The following is a 25,562-nucleotide window of genomic DNA, read 5'->3' on the forward strand; positions in this document are numbered from 1 at the left end:
GGTCACCCGGCACTTTCCGAGCATAGTGTCGACCCTGCCCCTCGGATGTGAGCAGGGTCATATATCCCGACGAGGCACCCGTCCGGGGCGCGGCCAGTAGCGAGCCACCACCCGGCCGCGTACGTCGGCCACGCCGTACGCCCGGGAGTCGTCGGTGATCAACTCGTTGTCACCGCGCAGCCACCAGCCGCCATCCTGGGGCCGGACCGCCCGCTTGACGACCAGCAGTTCCGGCCGTGTTCGGAAGACCGCGACCACCACGTCGCCGGGCCGGATGGGACGCCCGCCCGAGCGGACCAGCACCGCGTCGCCGTGCCGCAGCGTCGGCGCCATGGACGGGCCGGCCACCGCGACCGCCGTCAGCGGGCCGCGCAAACGAGGCGGCTCACCCGGGTGATCGGCGCGCACCGGTTTCACCTCCACCCGGTTCGGGGAGCATTCCCAGGAGTAATGTCGCCTTTGATCATCGCAAACTTCCCATGGAGGATCCCGATGCGACTTCCGCGCATCCTTGCGCCCCGCGTCACCGCGAGCGCTCACTGCGACCTGCCGTGCGGCGTCTACGACCCGGCCCAGGCCCGGATCGAGGCCGAATCGGTCAAAATGATCTGCGAGAAGTACCAGGCGAACACCGACCCGGAGTTCCGCACCCGGGCGGTCATCATCAAGGAGCAGCGCGCCGAGCTGGTCAAGCACCACCTGTGGGTGCTCTGGACCGACTACTTCAAGGCGCCGCACTTCGAGAAGTACCCGAACCTGCACACCCTGTTCAACGAGGCCACCAAGCTCGCCGGCGCCAGCGGCGTCAAGGGCAGCCTCGACCCGGCCACGGCCGACCAGCTCCTCGCGAAGATCGACGAGATCGCGAAGATCTTCTGGGAGACCAAGAAGGCGTGACCAACCCGGTCACCCCGACGATCCGGCCGGTACGTCCCGCGGACGTACCGGCCGTCGTCGCCATGGTGCACGAACTGGCGGCGTACGAACGCGCTCCCGAGCAGTGTCACCTCACCGAGGAACAGCTCACCTCGGCGCTGTTCACCACCGCTCCGGCCCTCTTCGGTCACGTCGCGGTCGACGAGCACGACGCGCCGGTCGGCTTCGCCCTGTGGTTCCTCAACTTCTCCACCTGGGCCGGCGTGCACGGCATCTACCTGGAGGACCTGTACGTCTCCCCGGCGGCCCGGGGCACCGGCGCGGGCCGCCTACTGCTCGCCACGCTGGCCGACATCTGCGTACGTCGGGGTTACCGCCGGCTGGAGTGGTGGATGATCGAGTGGAATCCGGCCGCCGGCTTCTACGCCTCGATCGGTGCCCAGCAGATGAACGAGTGGGTCCCGTACCGGCTCGGCGGTGACGCCCTACGCGATCTGGCCGCTCAGGCGGAGGCCGCCGACACGCGCCCGGGCGACTGACCGGGTAGAGTCCCCGACCGGGGGGATGAGCGTGACTCAACTGACCGGCCAGCCAACGACCGACGACGACGTGGTGCACCTCACGGTGCCCGCCGACGGCGGTTACCTCGGCGTGCTCCGTACCGCCACCGCAGGCCTCGCGGCCCGGCTGCAGTTCGCGCTCGACGAGATCGAGGATCTGCGGATCGCGGTCGACGAGGCGTGCGCCATGCTGCTCGCCATCGCCACCCGTGACGCCGAGTTGGAGTGTCGGTTCGCTGTCACCAACGACGCGCTGACCGTCGAGGTGACCGTGCCGACCGTCCGCGGCGCCACGCTGCCCGCCGAGTCGTCCTTCGCCTGGAAGGTGCTCACCGCGCTGACCACGTCGGCGTCCGCCACGGCCACCGACGGCCGGGCGACCATCTCGTTGCTGACCCGCCGCTCCGGCGGCTACTGACCGGCAACGCTCCGCCGTGCCGGGCCGCGAGGCTCAGGCGGCGCGGCGGGCGGGACCACCGTGCACGTCAGCGTGCCGCGACGGGCTCAGCCGCGCCCGCCGGTCGACGTCACTCGAAGCCGAGGGCCTTCGTCGTGGGCGGGCTGACGAGCAGCCAGCCGACGCCCAGGCCGAGCGCCATCAGCGGAATGCCCAGCCAGCCCAGCCCGCCCTGGATCATGAACCAGCCGATCGGCAGCAGCATCAGCTGAAGGACGATCGCGGGGGCCCGTGCGCCGGCCCGGCGGCGCAGCAGCGCGCGGCCCAGCGCCCACAGCGCGACGGCCGCCCCGACGGCGAAGGCGGTCACCAGCAACGCCGACGCGAGATCGGTGGTGGCGGCGGTCAGGTCGGCCCAGAGCAACCAGACCGCGATCAGCCCGACGGCGACCGCCTCCGCCCACAGCAGCCGCACCGCCCAGCGAAGCGTGCCGGGAATCCGGGCCGAGTCGATGGTCACGCGCGCCACGATACCCGTGCTACCGAGAGGTACAGTGCCGCCCATGCGGGCCGTCCTGGTGGTCAATCCGAAGGCCACCACCACCAGCGAACGCAGCCGAGACGTGCTTGTCCGGGCGCTGCGCAGCGAAGTCGACCTCAGTGTGCGCTACACCCGCCGCCGGGGGCACGCCATGGCGTTGGCCCGGGAGGCCGCCGCGGAGGGCGTCGATCTCGTCGTCACCCTGGGTGGTGACGGCACCGTGAACGAGGTGGTGAACGGCCTGATGACGGCCGAGCCGCCGGCCGGTGTCGGTGACGCGTCGATGGCCCAGCGACTGCCGGCGCTGGCCACCGTCCCGGGCGGTTCCACGAACGTCTTCGCCCGCGCGTTGGGTCTGCCCCGGGAGTGGCCGGACGCCACCAGCATGATCCTGGAAGGGCTGCGCCTGGGCCGGCAGCGCACGGTCGGGCTGGGCCGCGCCGACGACCGCTACTTCACCTTCTGCGCCGGGTTCGGGCTGGACGCCGCCGTCATCCACCGGGTGGAGCAGGCCCGGCGCAAGGGGCGGGTCTCGACGCCCGGGCTCTACTTCCGCTCGATCATGAGCCAGTACTTCTTCGCCTCGGACCGGCGGCATCCGGCGATCAGTCTGGAGCGACCGGGTGAGGAGTCGGAGGGCGAACTGGCCACCGTCATCATCCAGAACACCGCCCCGTGGACGTACCTGGGTGATCGGGAGGTCAACCCGAATCCGGAGGCGTCGTTCGACCTCGGCCTCGACGTGCTGGCACTGCGACAGCTCCGGGTGGCTAGCACAACACGGACAGTCACCCAATTCATGGGTCGGCAGCCAGATCCGAACGGACGTCAGGTGTTACGCCTCCATGACACTGCGGAGTTCACGCTGGTCTCCAGCCGCCCGCAGGCGTTCCAGCTCGACGGTGACTATCTTGGCGAGCGGGAGAAGGTCAGATTCACCTCCATTCCGGCCGCACTGAGAGTAATCTGCTAGGTCTCGGGTACTGCCCTTGGTCGACGCGGCGCCGCAACCGCTTCGGCAGGCGCCGCCACACCGAGGGGCAGGTGCCGGAAATGTCAGCAATGTCACGCGGACTGTACTATATTGATCCTCGACTGTGGCACGGCGGGTAACCAGGAAGGCACTGGAACCCGGACAAATGGGTTGTGGGCTTGCTCACCGCGCGGAGTTTTTCCGAGCGTCACCCTTGACATCGCGAGCGTTCGTGAAAGTATTCACAAGCGAACTTGAGTTACCGGGACATTGCCTGGATATGCTCGTCAGGTTGAGCTGTTCCAGCAGGTCCCCGGGGCTGACTGCCTGCTCACGCACTGCCGAATGGTCAGACGCGAACGGTCACCATAGGCACTGCGGATGCATATAGGAAAAGCACGACCCGCAATAAATTGCCACCCATCCAGAATGAGGAGTGTTGCCGCCATGGACTGGCGTCACCATGCTGTCTGCCGCGACGAGGACCCGGAGCTGTTCTTCCCGATTGGGACGTCCGGACCGGCTCTCCTTCAGGTCGAGCAGGCCAAGGCCGTCTGCCGGCGCTGCTCCGTCACCGACCAGTGCCTTCAGTGGGCGCTCGAGTCGGGTCAGGACGCCGGCGTCTGGGGCGGGATGAGCGAGGAGGAGCGGCGCGCTGTCAAGCGGCGCGGCGGCCTCCGGGTGCTGCGCGCTCACTCCGCCTGATCTCCCAACGACACAGCAGTACGCCCCGGCGGGTCCGCCTGCCGGGGCGTACTGCTGTCCAAAACCGACCGGGTCGGACGAGCGGTCAGGCCGGCTCGTCGACCCGGCTCAGCACCAGCTCTGCCAACTCGGGCGCATCCGTCAACGGGGCCGCCACCGCCACCGCGCCGGCCGCCCGCGCCGAGGCGGTCACCGCGTCGTGGAACAGGCCCGGCGCGAGAAAGTACGCGGACACCGCGACCCGACGCGCGCCCCCCGCCCGCAGCCGCGTCACCGCCACACCCGTCGCCGGCGGGGCCGCCGAGGCGTACGACACCCGGCAGGGCACCCCGAACTCAACGCCGAGCGCATCGGCCACCCGGCCCACGGAACCGCGCGCACGCGCGTCCCGGGTGCCCGCGGCGGCCAGCACCAGGGCGTCGAAGCGCCCCGGCGCGACCTCCCCGAGCCGACGACGCAGCCCCGCCAGCAGGGCCGGCGTCACCGTCCCGTCCGCCGGGCCGAGCACGTCGGTCACCCGTACCGTCAGCGCTGCTCCGGCCGTCGTCGCGGCGGTCACCGCCGCCGGGATGTCCACCCGACGGTGGTACGCGGCGGTCAGCAGTAGCGGCACCACCACCGCACGCCGGTGCCCCGCCTGGACCAGCGTGCGCAGCACCTCGGTCGGCCCCGGCTCGGTGTGGTCCAGCCAGCTCGCCCACACCGACAGGCCGGGCCGGGCCGCCGACACCGCCCGGGCCAGCGCCCGGGTGGCCTCGGCGGCTCGTGGATCCCGGCTGCCGTGCGCCACCAGCACCACCGGGACCGCCCCGCCGGCCGCACCGGGGCCGGTCGGGGTCGTCGACGACGAGGTCAGACGTGCAGCCCGCACTCGGTCTTCTCGAACATGGCCCAGCGGCCAGCGCGCGGATCCTCGCCGGCCTTCGTCCGGCGGGTGCACGGCCAGCAGCCGATCGAGCCGTACCCCTGCTTGAACAGCTCGTTGACCGGCACGTTCCAGCGGGCGATGTAGGCGTCCACGTCCCCCTGCGACCAGGCCGCGATCGGGTTGACCTTGACCTTGCCGCGCCGCGCGTCGAACGTCACCACCGGCGTGTTGGCCCGGGTCGGCGACTCGTCCCGACGCAGACCGGCGGCCCAGGCGTCGTACCCGGACAGGGCCCGCTCCAACGGCTCCACCTTGCGCAACTGGCAGCAGTCGTCCGGCGACTTGTTGAACAGTCGCGGACCGTACTGGCCGTCCTGCTGCCCCACGGTGAGCCGGGGTCGGATCGACCGGACGTTCACCGGCAGCGTACGGGCGACCTCGTCGCGTACGCGGAGCGTCTCGGGGAAGTGCAGACCGGTGTCGAGGAAGACCACGTCCACGCCCGGGGCGACCCGGGACACCAGGTGGGCCAGGACGGCGTCGGCCATCGAACTGGTGACGCAGAACCGGTCGCCGAAGGTCTGCGCCGCCCAGCGGGCGATCTCCAGCGCGGGAGCGCCCTCCAGCTCCCGACCGGCGTCCTCGGCCAGCACGCGCAGCTCGTCCGGACTGCGCAGGGACGGGTCGGCAGGCTTCGGACCACCCGGGCCGACCAGGCGCAGGCTTGCTGCGGAGACGAGGCTCATCGGGTCACCGTCCGGGAGAGCAGCCCGGTGAACTTCACCGAGAAGACCCGGGCGCAGGCGTGGCACTCCCAGGCGCCGTGCCCCGCCTCGTGCGGCCGCAGGTCCTCCTCGCCGCAGTACGGGCAGTACAGGGGTGCCGCTCGGTTCTCGCTGCTCACCGCAGTTCCTCCTCGTCGACTCTGATCACCCAGTTGGCGAACGTCTCGCCCTCGTTCCGCCCGGCCAGGTAGCGGCGGGCCAGCCGTTCCACGTACTCGGGAAGCTCCTCGGCGGTGGTCTTCAGGCCTCGCAGCTTGCGGCCGAAACCGGCGGTCTGCCCCTGCGCCATGCCGAGGCCGCCGCCCAGGTGCACCTGGAAGCCCTCCACCTGCCGGCCGTCCGGGCCGACCACCAGCTGACCCTTGAGGCCGATGTCGGCGACCTGGGTGCGGGCGCAGGCGTTCGGGCAGCCGTTGATGTGGATCGAGATGTCCGCGTCGAAGTCGCGCAGCCGCTGCTCCAGCCGGGCCACCAGCTCCTCACCGCGAGCCTTGGTCTCGACGATGGCGAGCTTGCAGTACTCGATGCCGGTGCACGCCATCGTGCCGCGACGCCACGCCGACGGCCGGGCCTCCAGGCCGATGCCGCGGAGCGCGTCGACGAGCGACTCCGTCCGCGCCGTCGGCACGTCGAGCACCAGCAGCTTCTGGTACGGAGTGAGCCGCACCCGGTCGCTGCCGTGCGCCTCGACCACGTCGGCCAGTTGGCTGAGCTGCGCGCCGGAGACCCGCCCGACCACCGGGGCAGCACCCACGTAGTTCCGCCCATCGGCCTGCTCGTGCACACCCACGTGGTCGATCGGCTTCGACGGCAGGGTCGGCGCGGGGCCGTCGAGCAGCGTACGACCGAGGTAGTCCTTCTCCAGGACCTCGCGGAAGCGCTCGACGCCCCAGTCCGCGACCAGGAACTTCAGCCGGGCCCGGTTACGCAGCCGGCGGTAGCCGTAGTCACGGAAGATGCCGACCACGCCGGCCCAGACGTCCGGTACCTCGGCCAGCGGCACCCAGACGCCGAGCCGCTGGGCGAGCATCGGGTTGGTGGAGAGGCCGCCACCGACCCAGACGTCGAAGCCGGGGCCGTGCTCGGGGTGGTCGACACCGAGGAACGCGATGTCGTTCGACTCGTACGGGGTGTCGACCAGCCAGGAGATCGACGTCTTGAACTTGCGGGGCAGGTTGGAGTACTGCTTGTCACCCACGTACCGGGCAACGATCTCGTCGACCGCCGGGGTCGGGTCGAGCAGCTCGTCGCGGGCCACCCCGGCGACCGGGCTGCCGAGCACGATGCGCGGGCAGTCGCCGCACGCCTCGGTGGTCTGCAGGCCGACCGATTCGAGCCGACGCCAGATCTCCGGCATGTCCTCGACGCGGATCCAGTGGTACTGGATGTTCTGCCGGTCGGTGATGTCGGCGGTGTCCCGGGCGAACTCCCGGGAGATGTCCGCGATGACCCGCAACTGGGCCAGGCTGAGCTGGCCGCCGTCGATGCGGACGCGGAGCATGAAGAACTCGTCCTCCAGCTCGTGCGGCTCCAGCACGGCGGTGCGCCCGCCGTCGATGCCCGCCTTGCGCTGGGTGTAGAGGCCCCACCAGCGGAACCGGCCGCGCAGGTCCTGCGGGTCGATGGAGGCGAAGCCACGGTGCGCGTAGATGTTCTCGATCCGGGCCCGAACGTTGAGCGGGTCGTCGTCCTTCTTGATCCGCTCGTTGGGGTTGAGCGGCTCACGGTGCCCGAGCGCCCACTGGCCCTCGCCCCGGGGCCGGCGCGGCGGCCGGGCGGGCCGGGCCGTCGGGTCCTCGGGCCGGGCCGGGATGCTGCTGACCGCCATCGCGGCGTCCTCCGTTGTCTGCTGTGCCTCGGGGCACGCGCGGGGCGCGACGGCCGGCCCGACGAAGCGGGCGGGACAACGGTGTCTTCAGACAGCCGGCGCGGAGCGCGCCCGAGACAGATTGGTCGGGCGTCGTCAGTGAGCCGGACAGATGGCGCTGCGCACGCGGCCGTAGTCGACGTGGCGACGAGCCACGAAGCGGCGGACGACAGCGGCGGTCATGCGCCCATGCTGCCACACCGGGTAGGGCCCGGCCAATGTCCACGTGCGGCATCCCACATCACGGGCCAGCCAACTCGCGGCACTTCGCGGGGTGGGCCCGAGGGCCTTGGCGGCGTGGCAGGCTCGGGGCTGTGGACGGATGGTCCGGGAAGTCGATCGGGGTCGCGCGGGGCGTGCCGGTCTGGCTTCTTCCGGCGCTGCTGACCCTGGCGGTCACGCTGACCGGGATCGGTTCGGCGCAGCTCTGGCGCGACGAGCTGGCGACCTGGAGCGCCGCCACCCGGTCGCCGGAGGAACTCGCCCGACTGGCCGGGACCATCGACGCCGCCACCGGACCGTACTACCTGTTCATGCACGTCTGGGTCCTGGTCGTCGGCGACTCCACGGTCGCCCTGCGGGTGCCTGCCGCGCTGGCCATGACCGTCGCCGCGGGGCTGCTGGCCGTGCTCGGGGCGCACCTCGTCGACCGGCGCGGCGGTCTGCTCGCCGGGCTGCTGTTCGCGGTGCTGCCCAGCACCTCCCGGTACGGGCAGGAGGCCCGCCCGTACGCCCTGGCCACCGCCCTCGCGGTACTCGCCACCCTGTTGCTGGTGGCCGCGCTGCGCCGGCCGGGGTGGGCCCGCTGGACCGGGTACGGCGTCGCCGTGGCCGCGCTCGGGCTCACCCACCTGGTCGCGCTCACCCTGCTGGCCGCGCACGCGCTGGTCGTGCTGGTCACCTGGTGGGGTGGTCCCGGGGTGGCCGGCATCGCCGCGACCGGCGGTCGGGATCGGCGGGTGTGGCGGTGGGCGGTCGCGCTGGTGCCGGTCGCGCTGGTGGTGACACCGCTGCTGCTGCATGCCCGCGCGCAACGCTCCGAGCAGTTGAATTGGGTCGGCCTGGCACGGCCGGACGACCTGAGCGCGCTGCCGGGCGGCGTGGCCCAGAGCAGCGTGGTGGGCGGCCTGCTGGTCGGGGTGGCGGCGCTCGGCGCGGCCCGACTCCGACGGCGCGCCCTGCTACCGCTGAGCGCGGTGCTGCTGCCGGTCCTGCTGCTCTTCGTGGCCGGGGCGGTCGTACCGCTGTGGGTGCCCCGCTACCTGGTGTTCGTGGTGCCGTTCGCCTGCCTGCTGGCCGGCGCGGCGCTGGCGTCGGTGCCCGCGCCGGCCGCACTCGCCGTGGTGGTCCTGGCCGGGCTTCTCGGCCTCCCCGACCAGGCCGCGTTGCGGCGGACCCACGAGTGGCCGCGCAGCGCGCCGGTGGACTACGCGGGCGTCGCCCGGGTGATCGCCGACGGCCAGCGCCCCGGGGACGCCGTGGTCTACTCCCCCCGGCACAGTTGGCTCTTCCTCGATCTGGGCATCGAATACCACCTCGACGACCCGCCACGGGACGTGCTCGTCACCGAGGACGAGGTCGCCCGGGGCGATCTCTGGGCCGCCGAGTGCCCGCGACCGGCGCAGTGCCTGGCCGGCACGGCACGGGTCTGGCTCGTGGTTGCCGGGCGGCACGCCGAGCCGCTGGCCGCCGTGCCGGACGCCAAAGGCGACGCGCTGCGCGCGCAGTTCACCGTCGCCCAGGTCTGGCAGCGCCCCGGCCTGACCGTCGCCCTGCTGACCAGCCGCTGACCGACCGGCCCACCGCGCGGACCCGCGCGTCGACCGTCGGCCTGCTCGCTCGCCGGCGAGGTCGACCGTGGGCCCGACCGAGCAGGAGGCGGGCGGACCCCCGCGGCGTCGGCTGACGGCCTCATCGCCCACGAGGCGTGGCCGGCCCACTGCGATGAGCGTGATGCCGGTGAGTCATCTTGATGACTCACCGGCATCACGCTCATTCACATATCCGCTCCCCGCAAGGGCCCGCGGGCAGCGGACAGCTCAGCCCTGGGAGCGGCCGTCCGAGGCGCTGCGGCCCAGGGGGACGACCAGCAACGCCTCGGTGCCTCCGTTGACGCCCGCGCGCAGCTCGATGGTGCCGCGCAACTCCCCCGTGACCAGTGCCCGGACGATCTGGAGGCCGAGTCGGCTGCCACGTTCGGCGTCGAACTCGGGCGGCAGCCCGCGTCCGTTGTCGGTCACCGAGACGTGCAGCATCTTGCGGAACCGGTGCGCCGAGACGACCACCTCGGGTCGCAGCGACGGATCGACCTCGGGTGCGGCCACCGGCACCAGGCCCGAGGCAGCCGCGCTCACGGCTGGCTCCTCCGCCTCGTCCGCCGGTGGGAAGCCGTGCTCGACGGCATTGAGCAGCAGTTCGTTGAGCACCATCACCAGCGACGTGGCGATCTCGGCCGGCAGTACCCCGAAGCTGCCCTGGCGGCGCATCCCGACGCTCACCTCGGTCGCCGCGACCTCGGTCGCCGCGCTGGCGACCCGGTCGACGATGCCGTCGAACTCGACCGCCTCGTCGCTCGACATCGACAGCGTCTCGTGCACGAGGGCGATCGAGGCGACCCGGCGGACGGACTCCTCCAGGGCCACCCGGGCCTCCGGCATGGACACCCGGCGGGCCTGCAACCGCAGCAACGCGGCCACCGTCTGAAGGTTGTTCTTGACCCGGTGGTGGATCTCCCGGATGGTGGCGTCCTTGGTGATCAGCGCCCGATCCCGGCGGCGGACCTCGGTGATGTCCCGCACCAGCACCAGCGCGCCGATCGGTACGCCGGCGGGCATCAACGGCAGCGCCCGGGTGAGCATCGTGGCCCCGCGCGCGTCGATCTCCCGGCGGGGCGGGGCCTCGCCCCGCAGCGCGGCCAGGATCCCGGTCGCCGCCTCGGTGCCGTCGAGCGGGTCGCCGGCCAGTCGGCGGTGCAACGCCGCCAGGTCCTCACCCACCAGGTGCGAGGCGTAACCCAACCGCCGGTACGCCGACTGGGCGTTCGGGCTCGCGTAGGTGACCTTGCCCCCGGCGTCGAGGCGTACCAGGCCGTCACCGACGCGGGGCGCGGACGTTGTCTCGCCCGGGTGCCGGGGCGGCGGGAAGGTGCCGTCCGCGATCATCTGGGCGAGGTCGTCGGCCGTGGTCAGGTAGTTGAGTTCGAGCTGGCTGGGCGTTCGCGCGGTGGAGAGGTTGGTGTCCCGGCCGACCACGGCGATCACCTCGCCGGCCTCGCCGTCGGCGGTGCGCAGCCGGACCGGGATCGCCTCGTGCCGGGCGGGCACGTCGCCGTACCAGACCGGGTCTCCTTCGCGCCAGATCCGCCCCTGGGAGTAGGCGACCGCCAGGTGGGCCACCTCCGAGCCGCCGATGATGCGGCCCACCTGGTCGTCCTGGTACGCGGTCGGCGCGGTGGTGGGGCGCACCTGGGCGACGCAGAGGAACGTGCCCTCGGCGTCGACCGGCACCCAGAGCAGCAGGTCGGCGAAGGACAGGTCGGAGAGCAACTGCCAGTCACCGGCGATCCGGTGCAGGTGGTCGATGTCGGCCGGACGGAGGTGGGTGTGCTCCTCGGCGAGGTCGCGCAGCGTGGACACGGTGACCAGGGTGCCACGCCGCGCCGCGCCTCACATCGTCGCGGTGACCTTCTTCAGGCCGCGCGGCGCGTCCGGGTCCTCGCCGCGGGTGAGCGCCAACGCCAGCGCCAGGCGCTGCAACGGCAGGATGTCCAGCAGCGGGGCGTACCGCTCGTCGACCTCGGGGACGGCGAGCCGCGCGGTGCCCGGCACGTCGGCGGAGCCGACCACCACCACGTCGGCGCGGCGCTCGCCGAGCCGGGGCAGCACCTCGCCCATCGACCGGCCGCCGGGGCCGGAGCCGACCACGGCGAGGACCGGGACCTCCGGATCGGTCATCGCGAGCGGGCCGTGCAGCAGGTCGGCGCCGGAGAAGGCGAGCGCCGGCAGGTACGAGGTCTCCATCAGCTTCAGCGCCGCCTCGCGGGCGGTCGGGTAGGCGTACCCCCGGCCGGTGGTGACGAGTTGGCGGGCGAAGCGGTATCGCGGCGCGAGTTGGGCCGGGGTGTCGTCGGCGAGGGTGCGGGCGGCCAGGTCGGGCAGCGCGGCGAGCGCCTCGCTCTCGGCCGTGGGGAGTACGCCGTCGCCGGCCCGGATGCCCTCCACCAGCATCAGCAGGGCGAGCAGCTCGGCGGTGTACGTCTTCGTCGCCGCCACCGCGCGCTCGTGGCCGGCGGCGATGTCGATGCTCAGCTCGGCCGTCTCGACAAGCGGGGAGTCGGGGGCGTTGGTCACCGCGAGGGTGAGCGCGCCGGAGGCCCGCGCGGCGCGCAGCACCTCGGCCAGGTCGGGCGAGCCACCGCTCTGGCTGACCCCGACGACGAGGGCGTCGGACAGGTCGGGGCGTGCGCCGAAGAGGGTGACCACGCTCGGCGAGGCGAGCCCGGCGGGCAGGCCGAGCCGGATCTCGGTCAGGTATGCCCCGTAGAGGGCGGCGTGGTCGGAGGTACCCCGGGCGGTGAAGACGACGTGCCGTGGTCGACGCTCGGCGACGACGGCGGCCACCCGGGCGATCGCCGCCGCGTTGGCGGTGTCGAGCAGGCGCGCGTAACCGGCCGGCTGCTCGTCGATGTCGGCGGCCATTCCCGACCCTGCACGTGACACGGACACTCCCCTCCTGCGCGATTGCCGCGCGTTTCCTGCTCAGTCTTGCACCCTTCTGCTGGCCAGAGCAATTATTCGAGCAGTAGTGCGCAGTTGATCACTTGATCATCTCAATATCAACTACGCTGGCCCCGCCGAGAAACTGCGACGAGAGGACACCGTGCCCGAGGGAAGGGACAACCCCGCGCTCTCCGCGACGGAGGAGCTGGCCCTGGCCCGGCTGGCACTGGGCGAGGGTGACCTGCACCACGCCGCCCGCCACCTCGCTGGCGCGTTGGCACGAGCGCCCACCCTGCCCGAGGTGCACGAGACGCTTGCCCACCTCGCCGCGGCCGACGGAGGAGGCCTCGACCTCTTTCCGATCAACCACCACACCTTCGTGGGCGCGGTCGTCGCCCGTGCCCACCTACTGGCCGCCGCCGGCCGCCCCGCCGAAGGGCTGGAACTGCTCGCCGCCGCGACCGGCCACGCGCCGGGCGCCGAGTGGGCGGGCGTGCCCTGGGTGACCGCTCCCGAACTGGCCGAACGGCTGGACCCGGGCCGCCTGGCCCGCGTCCTCATGCAGGTCTGCGCGGCGCTCGGCGACCCGGTGCCGCGCGCCGGCCGGGCCGCCCTCACGCCGTACCTCACGCTGGCCCGCAACGCTGTCACCGTCCATCCGGAGAACGGGACGCTGCTGGGCGCGGCGTCCGCGCTGGCCCGGCGTCTCGGCGAGGTCACGCTGGCGATCCGCTGGGCCAGCCGAGGGGTACGGAGCCAGCCGTCGAAGATGGGCGAGGTCTGGCTCGGGTACGCGTACCGCAGCGCGGGACGGACCCGCGACGCCCTCGCGGCCCTGTACCGGGCAGTCGATCTGGACCCCGACGACCTGGCCGTCTATGCCGACATCGCCGGCACCCTGGCCGACATCGGCCGGCTCGACGACGCGCTGGAGTGGACCGAGCGGGCGCTGGCCCGGGACCCGACGTTCGACTGCGCGGTGCACACGACGCACCGCCTGCGGCACCTGCGCGACGGCGACGTGTCCCACCTGGTCGCGCTCGCCGACTTCATCCGTGACCACCCGGACGACAGTCACGAGCACGGCGACCTGGCCCAGTGCTGTCGGGCGCGGCCCTGGCTCGGGCAACTGACGCCGGCCGGCGGGCCCCTGCTGGACGCGCTGCGCCAGGCGGTCGCCGACGACGACAACGGCATCGGCGGTGTCGTACACCTCACGGCGGCAGCCCCACCGAGCGCACTGCGGACGGTGACGTCCGTGGCGCCTGGGCTGCACATCGAGGTGGCGGGCGCGGTCGAGCCGGACCCGCGCGAGCCCCGGCGCGCCTCCGCACGGCGGCTCTGGACCTTCACGGGGCACCTGCCGACGCCGGCGCTTCCCGGGCCCTCGGCGGTGGCGGTCGAGCGGATCGGTCAGGTGGCCCAACCGGCGTGGCCGCACCCACCCGCCGCCTACGACGCGGCGGTCGGTCTGGCCGGTCTCGACGTGGACGACCTGCTCGGGTTGCTGGTGCGTCCGCCCGCCGCGCCGGCCAACGCGCTGGGCCGGTTGCTGGCCGCGCAGGATCCGTCGATCTGGGTACGCGCCGTTCAGGTGTGGGCCTGCCTGGGGCTGCTGCACCAGCGCACCGACGAGCCCTGGGACGGCTCGACGAGACGACAGGTGCTGCTCGACCTGGTCTGGGGCGTGGAGGACTGGGTCACCGAGGCGGCGCTGTTCGCCCTGGTCACCGCCGCCTGGGTGGACCCGGAGGCGCGGTCGGACGTGGCCCGGGTGGTGGCGGAGCGGTTGGCCGACGTGGCGACGGTGGCCCAGACGCGGCCGGTGCCGATCGCGACCTCGCTGGCCCACCTCGCGCTGGCCGCCCCGGCCGTCGATCCGGTCACCACGGCCCTGGCCACCCGGATGCTCGGTGAGCGGGCCCCCCGCCTTCCCCGCCCCCGCAACCCGCTACGCCGTCTCTGGCAGCACCTGACCCACCGACGCTGAGTGTTCCGCGCACACGCGAGAAGCGCCCCGCCGAGGATCGGCGGGGCGCTTCTTCGGGGGAGGATCAGGCGACCGGGGCCTTGCCGAGGGCGACCTCGGCGTCTTCCTCCGGTGTCGCCTGCGCCGGCGCCTCGTTGGCGGTGCGCAGCGGGATCTCCTTGATGAACCAGGCGAGCACCGGGATCGCCACGGTGAACAGCACGGCCCAGAGGAACACGTGCGAGATCGCGTCGGCCAGGCCGCTGAGGACCAGCTCCTGCGCCTGGGCGGGGAGCTGCTTGAGCTTCTCCAGGTCCATCCCACCGCCGCTGGACTCGCCGCCGAAGGCCGCGCCGGCGGCGGAGTCGGCCAGCCGGTTGGCGAAGATCGCGCCGAACAGCGAGATGCCGAACGAGCCGCCGATCGACCGGAAGAACGTGGCCGCGCCACTCGCCGCGCCCAGGTCCTTCTGCTCCACGCTGTTCTGCGCGATCAGCATCGAGGTCTGCATGAGGAAGCCCATGCCGACGCCGAGCACGACCATGTAGAGCGAGGACGTCAGCTTGCTGGTGTTGGTGTCGAGCATGGACAGCAGGGCCATGCCGCCGGCCATCACCACACCACCGACGATCGGGTACGCGCGGTACTTGCCGTTCTTGGTGATCGCCCGGCCGACGGCGAGCGAGACGACGAGCATGCCGAACATCAGTGGCAGCAGCAGCAGACCGCTGTTGGTGGCCGAGGCCCCCTGGACGGTCTGCTGGTACAGCGGCAGGAAGTTCATGGCGCCGAACATCGCGAAGCCGAGCAGGAAGCCGACCACCGAGATCAGCGCGAAGTTGCGGTTGGCGAAGAGCGTCAACGGCAGGATCGGCTCCGGGACCCGACGCTCCACCAGGCCGAACGCCACAAGCGTCACCAGCGCCAACGCGGCGAGGCCGAAGATCTGCGGCGAGGTCCAGTCGTACTCGTTGCCGCCCCACGTGGTGATCAGGACGATCGCGGTGATGCCCACCGAGAGCAGCCCGGCGCCGAGCCAGTCGATCCGGTGCTCGGTCCGGTACTTCGGCAGGTGCATGGTGGTGATGAGCACGAGCAGCGCGATGCCACCCAGCGGCAGGTTGACGTAGAACGCCCACCGCCAGGAGAGGTTGTCGGTGATGAAGCCACCGACCAGCGGGCCGGCCACCATGGCGATGGCCATGATGCCGGCGATCATGCCCTGGTAGCGCCCGCGCTCGCGGGGCGGGACCAGGTCGCCGATGATCGCCATGACGCCGACCATCAGGCCGCCCGCGCCCAGGCCCTGCACGGCCCGGAAGGCGATGAGCTGCACCATGCCGTCCTCGGGCCCGCCGAAGATCCCGGAGCCGGCCATGCCGCAGAGGGCCGAGCCGACGAGGAAGATGACGACCGAGGTCAGGAAGACCGACTTGCGGCCGTAGAGGTCACCGAGCTTGCCCCAGATCGGGGTGGAGACGGTGGTACCCAGGACGTACGCGGTGACCACCCAGGTGAAGTGGTTGAGGCCGCCGAACTCGCCGACGATCCGCGGCAGCGCGGTGCTGACGATCATGTTGTCGAGCATCGCGAGCATCATCGCGATCATCAGCCCGAACAGCACGACCCGTACATTGGGTCGCACGTCGGCCTGGGTTGCCTGAGTCATGGGTAAGCTCCCCCCGAGGTTTGTCGTACTTACTTGCCGCCCGGCTAGTCACCTTACTAGCCGCACGGTAAGTTGGATACCGGCACGCGGTCAAACGAATTGGAGGGCGTGGGTGAGGGAGAGCACAGGCGGCACCCGGGAGCGGATCAAGGCCGTCGCGTTGGAGCTCTTCACCGAGCAGGGGTACGAGAAGACCTCGCTACGGGAGATCGCCGAACGCCTCAACGTCACAAAGGCCGCGCTCTACTACCACTTCAAGAGCAAGGACGACATCGTCGCCAGCTTCGTGGAGGATCGGCTCGACCAGATGGACGCGCTGACCACCTGGGGCGAGTCACAGCCGGCGACCCTGGAGACTCGGCGCACGCTGATCTCCCGCTACGCCGACACGATGTTCGGCGGCGACATGCCCTCGGTGATGCGCTTCTTCGAGCAGAACCAGACCGTGCTCAAGAGCCTCTCCTCCGGCCAGCAGATGCGCGGCCGGATGATGCAGCTCGCCAACGCGCTCTGCCGCGGCGACGACTCCCCCGCCGCCCAACTCCGCGCCGCGCTGTCCCTCTTCGCCGTGCACACGAGCTGGTTCGCCGTACGGGCGCCGGGCATCACCGACTCCGAGCGCCGCCGGCTAGCGCTGGAGGTCGCCGACGAGTTGCTGGCCGCGATCGGCACTCCGCGAGACGGGGACGCCACCCCGACCAGCCCGGCCAACGCTCGCGGCTGACGGGCCGACGGTCAGCCGCGGGACAGCTCCAGCCGCAGGCCGAGCAGAGCCACTCCGGCCGCCGGCGACCAGTCCTTCTCCGGCGTCCGCACGAACCCGAGACGCTCGTAGAGCCGGTGGGCCGACACGGCCATCCCCGCGCGGACGCAGATCACGACCGCCGTGCAACCCAGCTCGGCGGCCCGGTCGACGCAGGCGCGCGCCAGCGCCACGCCGACACCCCGCCCCTGGGCGGCCGGGTCGACGGCCAGCATGCGGAACTCCGCCTCGCCCGGCCCGGACAGCTCGGCGAACAGGGTGCCCGGCAGCACGAAGGTCACCGAGCCGAGCACCGATCCGGTCGCCTCGTCCACCGCGACCAGCACCTCGCCGGCGGCGGCCCGGGTCGACACGTCGGCCAGTACCGCCGCGTAACCGTGCTCACCCTTGAGCTGACCATCCGCCTCGTACGCGGCCACGGTCAGGCGGGCGACCCCCGGGAAGTCGGCCGGATCGGCGAGCCGGACCAGCAGGCCGGTCAACCGATCACCGCGATCAGGTCACCGTCCTGCACCACGTCGCCCTCGTGGACGGCGAGCTGCTGGACCACGCCGTCGGCCTCCGCGACGACCGGGATCTCCATCTTCATCGACTCGAGGATCACCAGGGTGTCGCCCTCGGACACGGTGTCGCCCGCCGACGCGACGACCTTCCAGACGTTCGCCACCATCTCGGCGCGGATCTCCTCGGCCATGTCCACGGCCCTCCCTTTTCGCGATGTGCCTGCCGACGTATCCAATCACGCGAGGCTGGGGCATGGGTGCGCAGCGGCGCGGGTCGGCCCCGGCGGCAGGGACGGGGTGTCGGTCGCACTACCATCAGCGGGTCGGACCCGACGCCGGGCGGCGGCGTGGATGCAACCGGCGCGAGGCCGCGCGCGAGACGGATCCGACCCATCACGAGGAGGTCAGCATGGCGAAGAAGGCCCGGAAGAAGAAGGCCCGGAAGAAGAGCAGCGCGAACCACGGTAAGCGCCCCAACTCCTGAACGTGCCGACGGGCCGACAGCCCGTCGACGGTCAGCTCACCCCGGCCGAGGCCGGGTACACCGGTGGCCCGGGTCGGTATCGACCCGGGCCACCGGCGTGTGTGTGCTCTGGTACGCCGACGCTCAGTCGGCCAGCTCGCGGGAATCGCTCGTCTCGAAGACCACCAGCTCGGTGAGCTTCACCCGCAGCCGCTCACGCAGCTGGTCCGGCGCGGTCTCGTTGCCGCAGCAACGCGCGACCAGCGCCCGCACCTCCTGCTCGAGCCCGTACTCGCGCAGGCACGGCCCGCACTCGTCGAGGTGGTGCCGGATCAGCGCGCGCCGCTCGTCGGCGCACTCGAGATCCAGGTAGAGGTAGACCTCCGCGAGCACCTCGCGGCAGTCCGTCTCGTGCGGCTCTCCACAGCTCACGTCACACCTCCCGGCTGGCAGCGGCAGCGGTCGAGCCCTTCGCGGACCGGGCCGGGCTGAAGCCCCGCTCCGCGGCGTACTGCTCGAGCAGCTTGCGCAGATTACGACGGCCGCGGTGCAGACGCGACATCACGGTGCCGATCGGCGTGCCCATGATGTCGGCGACCTCCTTGTAGGAGAAGCCCTCGACGTCGGTCAGGTAGACAGCCAGGCGGAACTCCTCCGGCAACTGCTGGAGGGCTTCCTTCACGTCGCTGTCCGGCAGCCGGTCCAGAGCCTCGGTCTCGGCCGAACGCAGACCGCTGGAGGTGTGCGACTCGGCCTCGGCGAGCTGCCAGTCGGTGATCTCCTCGGTCGGCGCCTGGATCGGCTGGCGCTGCCGCTTGCGGTAGGAGTTGATGTAGGTGTTGGTCAGGATCCGGTAGAGCCAGGCCTTCAGGTTCGTGCCCTGCTCGAACTGGTGGAAGGCGGCGTACGCCTTCAGGTACGTCTCCTGGACCAGGTCCTCGGCATCCGCCGGGTTACGCGTCATGCGCAGCCCAGCAGCGTAGAGCTGATCGACGAATGGCATCGCGTCCCGTTCGAACCGGGCCCTGCGCTCGTCCGTCTTCTCGGTGGTCAACCGCACATCCCCTCGCGTCGGATGCTTTCCCGCCGAGGATACGCGCACGGACCTGCCCACAGATTCACTTCCGGCCGGTGTGCTCGTGCTCACCGCACCCACCCCGCCCGGTCCCGCTGTCACGGGCCAGTCCGGACCATCCAGCAGCCGCCGTAGCTGCCGGGCGTCCCGCTCGTCCCGTTCCAGGCTTCGTGTCTCGGTCGGCACCGGTCACCCCCCTCGCAGAAAAGTCGTCCGGGGTTAGTAACGCGAGATGACCACTGGGGCATTCCGTCCGGCTCTCCCGTTCCTGGTCCCGGCCCCGGAGACGCCGGCGCTGGGACCAGGAAGGGCCTGGGAGGACTGGTGACACCTGTCCGGTTCGGACGGGCGGCACCATCGGATGCAACGACCCGCGCCCAGCACCGGAAACGGTCCCTGAGGTCAGTCGGCTGTCCAGCCGTGGGAGCGCAGCCAGTCCCGGACGACCGCGCCCGTGCCGGCGGGGTCACGTCGCAGGTCGTGCGTCTCCCCCGGCCGGGTCACGACCCGCACGCCCGGCCCGGACCCGGGCACGCCGAACGGATCCCGGTCGCCGTTGACGACGAGCGTCGGCAGACCGGTGGCGAGTTCGGCGGCCCGGGACCGCTCCGGCTTGCCGGGCGGGTGCAGTGGAAAGGCCAGCGCGAGGACGCCGGCCGCGCCGACCGCGCCGGCCGTTCGGCAGGCGACCCGCGCGCCACTGGAACGACCACCGACCAGGAGCGTGGGTACGTCGGTGTGCCGCTCGCGCAGCACGGCCAGCACCGCCGTCCACGCCTCGTCGAGGTGCCCGGCGGGGGCCGGCGCGCGACGGCCGGCGACACGGTAGGGCTGCGTCACCCGGACCACCGTCAGGCCGGCCGTGACCGCCGCGTCCCGAACCGCGAGCAGGTCGGGGGCGTCCACGCTGCCGCCCGCCCCGTGCCCGAGCACCAACAGGGCGACCGGCGCGCGAGCCGTCGCGACGCCGGCCGCCCGGCCCGACGCAATGGTCGGACCGACCGGTGGGTCGGTGTCGATCCGCGCCGGACCGCGCGGGGTGTCGATCTCTTCGCTGGGCAGCACCGGCCCATTCTGCGCCGACCGGGCCCGTCACCGGGATCGGTTCGCCGCGCTGGTCGGCTCAGCGGCGCGCGATGGTCAGCTCAGCGGCACCAGCGTGAGCAGGCGGTCGCGGACCGGAGGGCCGGCGTCGTCGACCGCGTCCGGGTCGGGTTCGACCTCGCCGCGCCACGCGACGAGCATCGCCCGCCGCTCGCGGGGGGTGGTCGCCCCCCAGACGCCGTGACAGTCGCCGACCTCCAACGCCCATGCCAGGCAGGAGCCCTGCACGTCGCAACTGCGGCAGAGTGCGACAGCGGCGTCCGCCGGTTCGTTAGGTGCCGGAAAGAACGTCTCCGGATCGACGCTCTGGCACGTCCCTCTGGTGCGCCACGCTTCGTCCTGTCGACGTTCTCGCAGAGCCCGCAGCAGCCGCGGATCTCTGCGTGCCGCAGCCACCTCGTGCGGGCGGGGCATACGCGCCCGTGTCATTTCACCCACCTCCCCCGTGGGACCGGCAGGATCGGTGAAGTCGTCCGCCCCGTGCGAACCGACAGCCACTACCGGCGCTGTGTTGTATCGCACTTTCGGACACCGGGACAAGGGGCTTTCAAGAACATGGCTGAACGGCCAGGCGACGAATCGATCAGAACCTGGCAAATCGGCGCTCGACGATGCCTCTCATTCTCAGAACAGGGTCAACTCCGGTGGGGACGACATTGACGGAACGGACACGCGAGCGGTCAACTCCGGGCCGTCGTTGCGCACGTCGCCCACCGCCGGCCCGACCGGGCGGATCTCCAACCCGGCGAGAAGGTCGGACGACGCGGGGGCGAGCAGACGCTCCGGCTCGTCGCACGGCGTCAGCCACGACGACCACCGCTCGGGGGCCAGCAGTACCGGCATCCGGTCGTGCACCTCGGCCAGATCGCCGAGCGCCGCGGTGGTCAGCACGCTGAAGGTGAGCCGGCTGTCCGCCCCGGACTCCCAGAACGACCAGATCCCGGCCAGGGCGAGCACCGAGCCGTCGGCCGGGGTCATGAAGTACGCCTGCCGGCCGCCATCGGGCCGGCGGACCCACTCGTACCAGCCGTCCGCCGGGACAAGGCACCGGCGGCGGGCGAACGCCCCGGCGTACGCCCGGCTGGTCGCCACCGTCTCGGCCCGTGCGTTGATCATGCGGGCGGCGCCGGCGGCGGACCGCGACCAGTGCGGCAGCAGACCCCAGCGGGCGACGCAGAGGCTGCGGTGCCCCTCGGGGCTGAGCCGGACCAGCGGGACGCGATCGGTGGGCGCGACGTTGTGATCCGGCCGGAGCACCCCGTCGGTGTCGTCGGACGACTCGAACAGGGCGCTCAGCTCACCGGCGCCCCGGGTCGTCGCGTACCTGCCGCACATGCGCTCACGCTAACCCGCCGAGGGCCCCGCCTGCTGTCCCGCCAACCGGGAGTACGCAAGCCGGCCGACGTCACCCACCCGCAGACAGGGCAGAATGTGACCGTGGGGAATCTAACCGCGACCCGGCCGCCACAGCCGTGGGCCGCACCGACCGCGTCCGACCCGGTGGCGGCGACGCTGCGCCTACCCGGCTCCAAGTCGATGACCGCACGTGCCCTGGTGCTCAGCGCCCTGGCCGCCGGGCCGTCGACCCTGGCCGAGCCGCTGCGCGCCCGCGACACCGAGCTGATGTCCGCCGGTCTGCGCGCGATGGGCGCGCACGTCTCGATCAGTGACGACGAGCGCTGGCTGGTCCGGCCGCACCCGCTGGTCGGCCCCGCCCACGTGGACGTGGGGCTGGCCGGCACCGTGATGCGGTTCCTGCCGCCGGTGGCCGGCCTGACCGACGGGCAGGTCACCTTCGACGGTGACCCGTACGTCCGCACCCGGCCGCTCGGCCGGCTGGTCGACGCGCTGCGCTCGCTGGGCGTCCGGATCGACGTCGCCGGCACCGGCAGCCTGCCGCTGACCGTGCTCGGCACCGGCGGGGTCACCGGCGGCGAGGTGACGATCGACGCCTCCGTGTCCAGCCAGTTCGTCTCCGCGTTGTTGCTGGCCGCCCCGCGCTTCGACCGGGGCGTGGTGGTACGCCATGTCGGCCCGCCGGTGCCCTCCGCGCCGCACCTGCGGATGACCGTGCAGATGCTGCGGGCCGCTGGCGCCGCCGTCGACGACAGCACCCCCGACGTGTGGACCGTCGAGCCCGGCCCCCTCACCGGGCGCGGCTGGGACATCGAGCCGGACCTCTCCGGCGCGATGCCGTTCTTCGCCGCCGCCCTGGTCACCGGCGGTGAGGTGACGCTTCAGGGCTGGCCGCACCGCAGCGCGCAGCCGGTCGAGCAACTCCGCTCCCTGCTGCAGCGGATGGGCGGCGAGGTCACCCTCTCCACCGACGGGCTGACCGTCCGGGGCACCGGGGTGGTGCACGGCCTGACCGCCGACCTCTCCGAGGTCAGCGAGCTGACCCCGGTGCTGACCGCGCTGGCCATGCTCGCCGACTCACCCTCGGTCTTCACCGGCGTCGAGCACATCCGCGGCCACGAGACCGACCGGCTCGCCGCCCTCGCGCAGGAGTTCACCGCGCTCGGGGCCGACGTCACCGAGACGCCGGACGGCCTCGCGATCCGGCCCCGGCCGCTGCGCGGCGGGATCTTCCGCACCTACCACGACCACCGCATGGCGCACGCCGCGGCGGTGGCCGGGCTCGCCGTGCCGGGCATCGAGGTGGACGACGTCGGCTGTACCTCCAAGACCATGCCCGAGTTCCCGGCGCTATGGTCAGCGATGGTGACCGGCAAGTGAGCGTCCCGGACGCGCACTGAGAGCTGACGCGGAAAAGAGGACGGGTCCTGGCGACCAAGCGGCGGGAGTACGACGAGGACGACGTACGGGTGCGGCCCGGGAAGTCGTCGCGTCCGCGTACGCGCACCCGACCTCAGCACTCCGACGCGGTGGACGGCTTCGTCATCGCCGTCGACCGGGGGCGCTACCAGTGTGTGCTGTCCGGCGCCGAACGGGGAGCGGTCGGCGCCGAGCTGCCGACGGTGACCGCGATGCGGGCCCGGGAGCTGGGCCGCAAGTCGGTGGTCGTGGGTGACCGGGTCAGCCTCGTCGGCGACACCTCCGGCGCGCAGGGCGCTCTCGCCCGCATCGTCCGGATCGCCGAGCGCCGCTCGGTGCTGCGCCGCACGGCCGACGACGACGAGACCACCGCCGAGGGCCGGTTGGAACGTGTCGTCGTGGCAAACGCCGACCAGTTGGTGATCGTCAGCGCGTTGGCCGACCCGCCGCCGCGCACCGGGTTCATCGACCGCTGCCTGGTGGCCGCGTACGACGCGGACGTCGAGCCGCTGCTCTGCCTCACCAAGGCCGACCTGGCCGGCCCGGAGGAGGTGCTGGGCTACTACACGGAGCTGGAGCTGCCGTACGTGCTCAACCGTCCCGACGCCGACCTGGGCGCGCTGCGCGCGCTGCTCAGCGGCCGGGTGTCGGTGCTGGTCGGGCACTCCGGGGTGGGCAAGTCGACGTTGGTGAACCGCCTCGTCCCGGACGCCGCGCGCGCGGTCGGGGTGGTCAGCGCCATCGGTCGCGGCCGGCACACCTCCACCAGCGCGGTGGCGCTGCGGCTGCCACCGGTCCCCGGTGTCGACACCGACCCCGGCTGGATCATCGACACCCCGGGCATCCGTAGTTTCGGGCTGGCGCACGTCTCCGCCGACAGCCTGCTGCACGGGTTCCCCGACCTGGTGGAGGGCACCGTCGACTGCCCGCCGAACTGCCCGCACACGGCCGACGAGGCCGACTGCGGGCTGGACGCCTGGGTGGCCGCCGGGAAGGCGGACCCGCGCCGGCTGGCGTCGTACCGCCGGTTGCTGGCCTCCCGGGCCGGCGACGGCGACGCGCGCGGTGAGGGCGACCAGCGCGGGCCCGGCGAGGGCGACCGGCGCGGGCCCGACGAGTGACCCGGTGGACGTCGGCTAGGTTGCCGGCATGACCGGGTACGCCGACGACCTCGCCCTCGCCCATCTGCTCGCGGACCGCGCCGACGCCATCGCCACGGCCCGGTTCCGGGCGCTCGACCTGCGGGTGGACACGAAGCCGGACCTGACACCGGTCTCCGACGCGGACACCGCCGTGGAGCGGGAGATCCGGGCGCTGCTGACCGAGCACCGGCCCGCCGACGGGCTGCTCGGTGAGGAGTACGGCGCGCGGCCGGCCACCGAGCCGGGTGGCCGCCGGTGGATCGTCGACCCGATCGACGGCACCAAGAACTTCGTCCGGGGGGTGCCGGTGTGGGCCAGCCTCATCGCGCTGTACGACGGTGACCGGCCGGCGGTCGGCGTGGTCTCCGCCCCCGCGCTGGGACGGCGCTGGTGGGCGAGCGCGGGCGCGGGCGCGTACGCCGGTCCCGGTCCCGACGCGGGCGAGCGGATCGGCGTCTCCGCGGTACGCGACGTCGGCGACGCGAGCGTCTGCTACTCGTCGCTGACCGGCTGGGAGGACGCCGGGCGGCTCGACGCGCTGCTCGACCTGCTGCGGGCCGGCTGGCGCAGCCGGGCGTACGGCGACTTCTACGGCTACATGCTGTTAGCCGAGGGCGCGTTGGAGGTGATGGTCGAACCGGAACTGTCCCTGTGGGACGTGGCGGCGCTGGTGCCGATCGTCACCGAGGCGGGCGGCACGATCACCGATCTGACCGGTCGACCCGCGCCGACGGGTGAGCCCGGCACCGAGAGCAGCGTGGTGGCCACCAACGGTGTGCTGCACGCCGACATCCTCGCCCGTCTGGATCGACCAGCCGAGCGCTGACTGCCGACAACCTCTATCCTCGCCAGGTGGTCTCCTCCGGCTGGTGCTTCCTCGCGGCGATGATCGTCGCGTACGGCTTCGCCAACCTGCTCCAGTCGGTGGCCGCGGCGCGCACCACCGTGCACCACACCTTCGATCCGGGTCTGCTGCTGAGACTGGCCGGGCACCGGACGTACCTGATCGGGCTGACCTGCCAGATCGGCGGTTTCGTGCTCGCCTTCCTGGCCCGGCGCGATCTGCCCCTGTTCCTGGTGCAGGCGAGCGTGGCGGCCGGGCTCGGGGTGACCGCGATCATCGGTGTGCTGGTGTTGAAGTGGCGGATGCCGATGGCGGAGGTGGCCCTGCTGGCCCTGCTCTTCGCCGGGATCACCGCGCTGGTGCTGGCCGCGCGGCCGGCGCCGTCGAAGCAGCTCGGCACCGCCGGCTCGATAGCCCTGCTGGTGGCGCTCGGGGTCATCGCGGTGCTCGGCTTCTTCGCCGTCCGGCTGCACGGCGCCCCCGGTTCGGTGGCGCTGGGCTCGCTGGCCGGTCTGGCGTTCTCCTCGGCCGCCGTCGCGGCCCGGCCGCTGGCCTCCGCGCCGTCGGCCGAGGCGTTCCTCGCCGACCCGCTGTTCTATCTGCTGATCGGCCACTCGATCGTCGGCCAACTGCTGCTCGGCCTGGCCATGCAGCGCGGTTCGACGACCGCCGCGGTCGCCGCCATGGACGCCGCCGGAGCGGTGCCCGCGGCGATCGTCGGCCTGCTGCTGCTCAACGACAAGATCTGGCCGGGGCGCGAGTGGCTGGCCGCCGCCGGTTTCCTGGTCACCCTGGCCGCCGTGATCGGCCTGACCCGGTACGCCCAGCCGCAGCAGCACCGCGCGGCGGCCCGCCGCAGTAACCGGGACATGGTCGGCGCCGGCCGAGCCGCCTGACGCGAAAGCCCACGCCGCCGCCTGAGACGAGAGCCCACGCCGCGTCACGCGGACGCGGCGTGGGCTCTG

At 72.5% G+C, this 25,562-nt stretch carries 29 protein-coding genes; 13 read left to right on the forward strand and 16 right to left on the reverse strand.

Annotated features, from left to right (window positions below; translation table 11 throughout):
* Positions 1 to 57: 57 nt before the first annotated feature.
* A complete protein-coding gene (locus ACIBTX_RS19140) occupies positions 58 to 408 on the reverse strand; it encodes a S24/S26 family peptidase (RefSeq protein ID WP_357125834.1) in 351 nt (116 codons plus the stop codon).
* 84 nt (positions 409 to 492) lie between these two features.
* Here ACIBTX_RS19140 and sodN point away from each other — a divergent pair, with 84 nt between their 5' ends.
* From sodN to ACIBTX_RS19155, 3 genes are read left to right on the forward strand one after another with little or no spacing between them, the layout of a single operon-like run.
* A complete protein-coding gene (gene sodN / locus ACIBTX_RS19145; RefSeq protein ID WP_355050524.1) occupies positions 493 to 897 on the forward strand; it encodes a superoxide dismutase, Ni in 405 nt (134 codons plus the stop codon).
* Positions 894 to 1,415: a GNAT family N-acetyltransferase gene (locus ACIBTX_RS19150; RefSeq protein WP_396832810.1), complete on the forward strand. Its 522-nt coding sequence runs from the start codon at positions 894 to 896 to the stop codon at positions 1,413 to 1,415. The genes sodN and ACIBTX_RS19150 overlap by 4 nt, the downstream gene beginning before the upstream one ends.
* 31 nt (positions 1,416 to 1,446) lie before the next feature.
* Positions 1,447 to 1,854, forward strand: a complete 408-nt coding sequence (locus ACIBTX_RS19155) for an ATP-binding protein (protein WP_357126538.1) — start codon at positions 1,447 to 1,449, stop codon at positions 1,852 to 1,854.
* A gap of 109 nt (positions 1,855 to 1,963) precedes the next feature.
* Here ACIBTX_RS19155 and ACIBTX_RS19160 read toward each other — a convergent pair whose 3' ends face one another.
* A complete protein-coding gene (locus tag ACIBTX_RS19160) occupies positions 1,964 to 2,353 on the reverse strand; it encodes a hypothetical protein (protein WP_357125841.1) in 390 nt (129 codons plus the stop codon).
* A gap of 43 nt (positions 2,354 to 2,396) precedes the next feature.
* Between ACIBTX_RS19160 and ACIBTX_RS19165 the strand changes: the two genes are divergently transcribed.
* Both ACIBTX_RS19165 and ACIBTX_RS19170 read left to right on the forward strand, forming a co-directional pair.
* Positions 2,397 to 3,347 (forward strand): diacylglycerol kinase family protein, encoded by a 951-nt coding sequence (locus ACIBTX_RS19165; protein WP_357125844.1) that lies wholly within the window; start codon positions 2,397 to 2,399, stop codon positions 3,345 to 3,347.
* Positions 3,348 to 3,794: 447 nt separating this feature from the next.
* On the forward strand, positions 3,795 to 4,052 hold the full coding sequence (locus ACIBTX_RS19170) for a WhiB family transcriptional regulator (RefSeq protein WP_007072794.1): 258 nt from the start codon (positions 3,795 to 3,797) through the stop codon (positions 4,050 to 4,052).
* An 85-nt stretch (positions 4,053 to 4,137) separates the two neighbouring features.
* On the opposite strand, the gene ACIBTX_RS19175 is transcribed toward ACIBTX_RS19170, so the two are convergent.
* From ACIBTX_RS19175 to ACIBTX_RS19190, 4 genes are read right to left on the reverse strand one after another with little or no spacing between them, the layout of a single operon-like run.
* A complete protein-coding gene (locus ACIBTX_RS19175; protein WP_396832811.1) occupies positions 4,138 to 4,923 on the reverse strand; it encodes a sirohydrochlorin chelatase in 786 nt (261 codons plus the stop codon).
* Positions 4,905 to 5,666 carry a phosphoadenylyl-sulfate reductase gene (locus ACIBTX_RS19180; protein ID WP_357125848.1) on the reverse strand — a complete coding sequence of 254 codons (762 nt, stop codon included), beginning with the start codon at positions 5,664 to 5,666 and terminating at the stop codon, positions 4,905 to 4,907. The genes ACIBTX_RS19175 and ACIBTX_RS19180 overlap by 19 nt, the downstream gene beginning before the upstream one ends.
* A complete protein-coding gene (locus tag ACIBTX_RS19185) occupies positions 5,663 to 5,824 on the reverse strand; it encodes a hypothetical protein (protein ID WP_355050529.1) in 162 nt (53 codons plus the stop codon). The genes ACIBTX_RS19180 and ACIBTX_RS19185 overlap by 4 nt, the downstream gene beginning before the upstream one ends.
* Positions 5,821 to 7,533, reverse strand: a complete 1,713-nt coding sequence (locus ACIBTX_RS19190; protein WP_357175330.1) for a nitrite/sulfite reductase — start codon at positions 7,531 to 7,533, stop codon at positions 5,821 to 5,823. Before ACIBTX_RS19190 ends, ACIBTX_RS19185 begins: the two co-directional genes overlap by 4 nt.
* Before the next feature lie 257 nt (positions 7,534 to 7,790).
* Between ACIBTX_RS19190 and ACIBTX_RS19195 the strand changes: the two genes are divergently transcribed.
* Positions 7,791 to 9,362: a glycosyltransferase family 39 protein gene (locus ACIBTX_RS19195; RefSeq protein ID WP_396832812.1), complete on the forward strand. Its 1,572-nt coding sequence runs from the start codon at positions 7,791 to 7,793 to the stop codon at positions 9,360 to 9,362.
* A gap of 249 nt (positions 9,363 to 9,611) precedes the next feature.
* Here ACIBTX_RS19195 and ACIBTX_RS19200 read toward each other — a convergent pair whose 3' ends face one another.
* Positions 9,612 to 11,207 (reverse strand): histidine kinase N-terminal domain-containing protein, encoded by a 1,596-nt coding sequence (locus ACIBTX_RS19200; protein WP_357125854.1) that lies wholly within the window; start codon positions 11,205 to 11,207, stop codon positions 9,612 to 9,614.
* 30 nt (positions 11,208 to 11,237) lie between these two features.
* Entirely contained in the window at positions 11,238 to 12,269 is a 1,032-nt protein-coding gene (locus ACIBTX_RS19205) for an SIS domain-containing protein (RefSeq protein WP_357126547.1), read from the reverse strand.
* Between the two features lie 181 nt (positions 12,270 to 12,450).
* Between ACIBTX_RS19205 and ACIBTX_RS19210 the strand changes: the two genes are divergently transcribed.
* Positions 12,451 to 14,280, forward strand: coding sequence for a tetratricopeptide repeat protein (locus ACIBTX_RS19210; protein ID WP_396832813.1), 1,830 nt, complete (start codon positions 12,451 to 12,453; stop codon positions 14,278 to 14,280).
* Positions 14,281 to 14,344: 64 nt separating this feature from the next.
* Here ACIBTX_RS19210 and ACIBTX_RS19215 read toward each other — a convergent pair whose 3' ends face one another.
* Positions 14,345 to 15,928 carry an MDR family MFS transporter gene (locus ACIBTX_RS19215; protein ID WP_357125861.1) on the reverse strand — a complete coding sequence of 528 codons (1,584 nt, stop codon included), beginning with the start codon at positions 15,926 to 15,928 and terminating at the stop codon, positions 14,345 to 14,347.
* A gap of 112 nt (positions 15,929 to 16,040) precedes the next feature.
* Here ACIBTX_RS19215 and ACIBTX_RS19220 point away from each other — a divergent pair, with 112 nt between their 5' ends.
* Positions 16,041 to 16,652: a helix-turn-helix domain-containing protein gene (locus ACIBTX_RS19220; protein WP_357125864.1), complete on the forward strand. Its 612-nt coding sequence runs from the start codon at positions 16,041 to 16,043 to the stop codon at positions 16,650 to 16,652.
* Between the two features lie 11 nt (positions 16,653 to 16,663).
* On the opposite strand, the gene ACIBTX_RS19225 is transcribed toward ACIBTX_RS19220, so the two are convergent.
* Positions 16,664 to 17,173 carry a GNAT family N-acetyltransferase gene (locus ACIBTX_RS19225; RefSeq protein WP_357125867.1) on the reverse strand — a complete coding sequence of 170 codons (510 nt, stop codon included), beginning with the start codon at positions 17,171 to 17,173 and terminating at the stop codon, positions 16,664 to 16,666.
* Positions 17,170 to 17,391 carry a biotin/lipoyl-binding carrier protein gene (locus ACIBTX_RS19230; RefSeq protein WP_007464729.1) on the reverse strand — a complete coding sequence of 74 codons (222 nt, stop codon included), beginning with the start codon at positions 17,389 to 17,391 and terminating at the stop codon, positions 17,170 to 17,172. Before ACIBTX_RS19230 ends, ACIBTX_RS19225 begins: the two co-directional genes overlap by 4 nt.
* A gap of 212 nt (positions 17,392 to 17,603) precedes the next feature.
* Between ACIBTX_RS19230 and ACIBTX_RS19235 the strand changes: the two genes are divergently transcribed.
* Positions 17,604 to 17,678 (forward strand): 50S ribosomal protein bL37, encoded by a 75-nt coding sequence (locus tag ACIBTX_RS19235; protein ID WP_369752275.1) that lies wholly within the window; start codon positions 17,604 to 17,606, stop codon positions 17,676 to 17,678.
* Between the two features lie 123 nt (positions 17,679 to 17,801).
* On the opposite strand, the gene rsrA is transcribed toward ACIBTX_RS19235, so the two are convergent.
* The 5 genes from rsrA to ACIBTX_RS19260 all read right to left on the reverse strand — a co-directional run bounded on the left by rsrA (position 17,802) and on the right by ACIBTX_RS19260 (position 21,171).
* The gene (gene rsrA, locus ACIBTX_RS19240; RefSeq protein ID WP_355050536.1) at positions 17,802 to 18,089 is read right to left on the reverse strand and encodes a mycothiol system anti-sigma-R factor; all 288 of its coding nucleotides are present in this window, start codon (positions 18,087 to 18,089) and stop codon (positions 17,802 to 17,804) included.
* 1 nt (position 18,090) lies between these two features.
* Complete coding sequence (locus ACIBTX_RS19245) at positions 18,091 to 18,918, reverse strand: sigma-70 family RNA polymerase sigma factor (protein WP_355050537.1); 828 nt, start codon at positions 18,916 to 18,918, stop codon at positions 18,091 to 18,093.
* A 216-nt stretch (positions 18,919 to 19,134) separates the two neighbouring features.
* Positions 19,135 to 19,797, reverse strand: a complete 663-nt coding sequence (locus tag ACIBTX_RS19250) for an alpha/beta family hydrolase (protein WP_357125873.1) — start codon at positions 19,795 to 19,797, stop codon at positions 19,135 to 19,137.
* A gap of 75 nt (positions 19,798 to 19,872) precedes the next feature.
* Positions 19,873 to 20,265, reverse strand: a complete 393-nt coding sequence (locus ACIBTX_RS19255; RefSeq protein WP_355050539.1) for a WhiB family transcriptional regulator — start codon at positions 20,263 to 20,265, stop codon at positions 19,873 to 19,875.
* A gap of 195 nt (positions 20,266 to 20,460) precedes the next feature.
* Positions 20,461 to 21,171, reverse strand: coding sequence for an SOS response-associated peptidase (locus ACIBTX_RS19260; protein ID WP_357125878.1), 711 nt, complete (start codon positions 21,169 to 21,171; stop codon positions 20,461 to 20,463).
* A 102-nt stretch (positions 21,172 to 21,273) separates the two neighbouring features.
* Here ACIBTX_RS19260 and aroA point away from each other — a divergent pair, with 102 nt between their 5' ends.
* The 4 genes from aroA to ACIBTX_RS19280 all read left to right on the forward strand — a co-directional run bounded on the left by aroA (position 21,274) and on the right by ACIBTX_RS19280 (position 25,493).
* Positions 21,274 to 22,572, forward strand: coding sequence for a 3-phosphoshikimate 1-carboxyvinyltransferase (aroA, locus tag ACIBTX_RS19265; RefSeq protein ID WP_357125881.1), 1,299 nt, complete (start codon positions 21,274 to 21,276; stop codon positions 22,570 to 22,572).
* 89 nt (positions 22,573 to 22,661) lie between these two features.
* Positions 22,662 to 23,732: a ribosome small subunit-dependent GTPase A gene (gene rsgA, locus ACIBTX_RS19270; protein WP_396832814.1), complete on the forward strand. Its 1,071-nt coding sequence runs from the start codon at positions 22,662 to 22,664 to the stop codon at positions 23,730 to 23,732.
* A gap of 28 nt (positions 23,733 to 23,760) precedes the next feature.
* Positions 23,761 to 24,579 (forward strand): histidinol-phosphatase, encoded by an 819-nt coding sequence (hisN, locus tag ACIBTX_RS19275; protein WP_357125886.1) that lies wholly within the window; start codon positions 23,761 to 23,763, stop codon positions 24,577 to 24,579.
* Positions 24,580 to 24,638: 59 nt separating this feature from the next.
* Complete coding sequence (locus ACIBTX_RS19280; protein WP_357126553.1) at positions 24,639 to 25,493, forward strand: hypothetical protein; 855 nt, start codon at positions 24,639 to 24,641, stop codon at positions 25,491 to 25,493.
* Positions 25,494 to 25,562: the final 69 nt, after the last annotated feature.

The sequence above is a fragment of the Micromonospora sp. NPDC049359 genome, from assembly GCF_044466585.1.
Lineage (GTDB): Bacteria > Actinomycetota > Actinomycetes > Mycobacteriales > Micromonosporaceae > Micromonospora.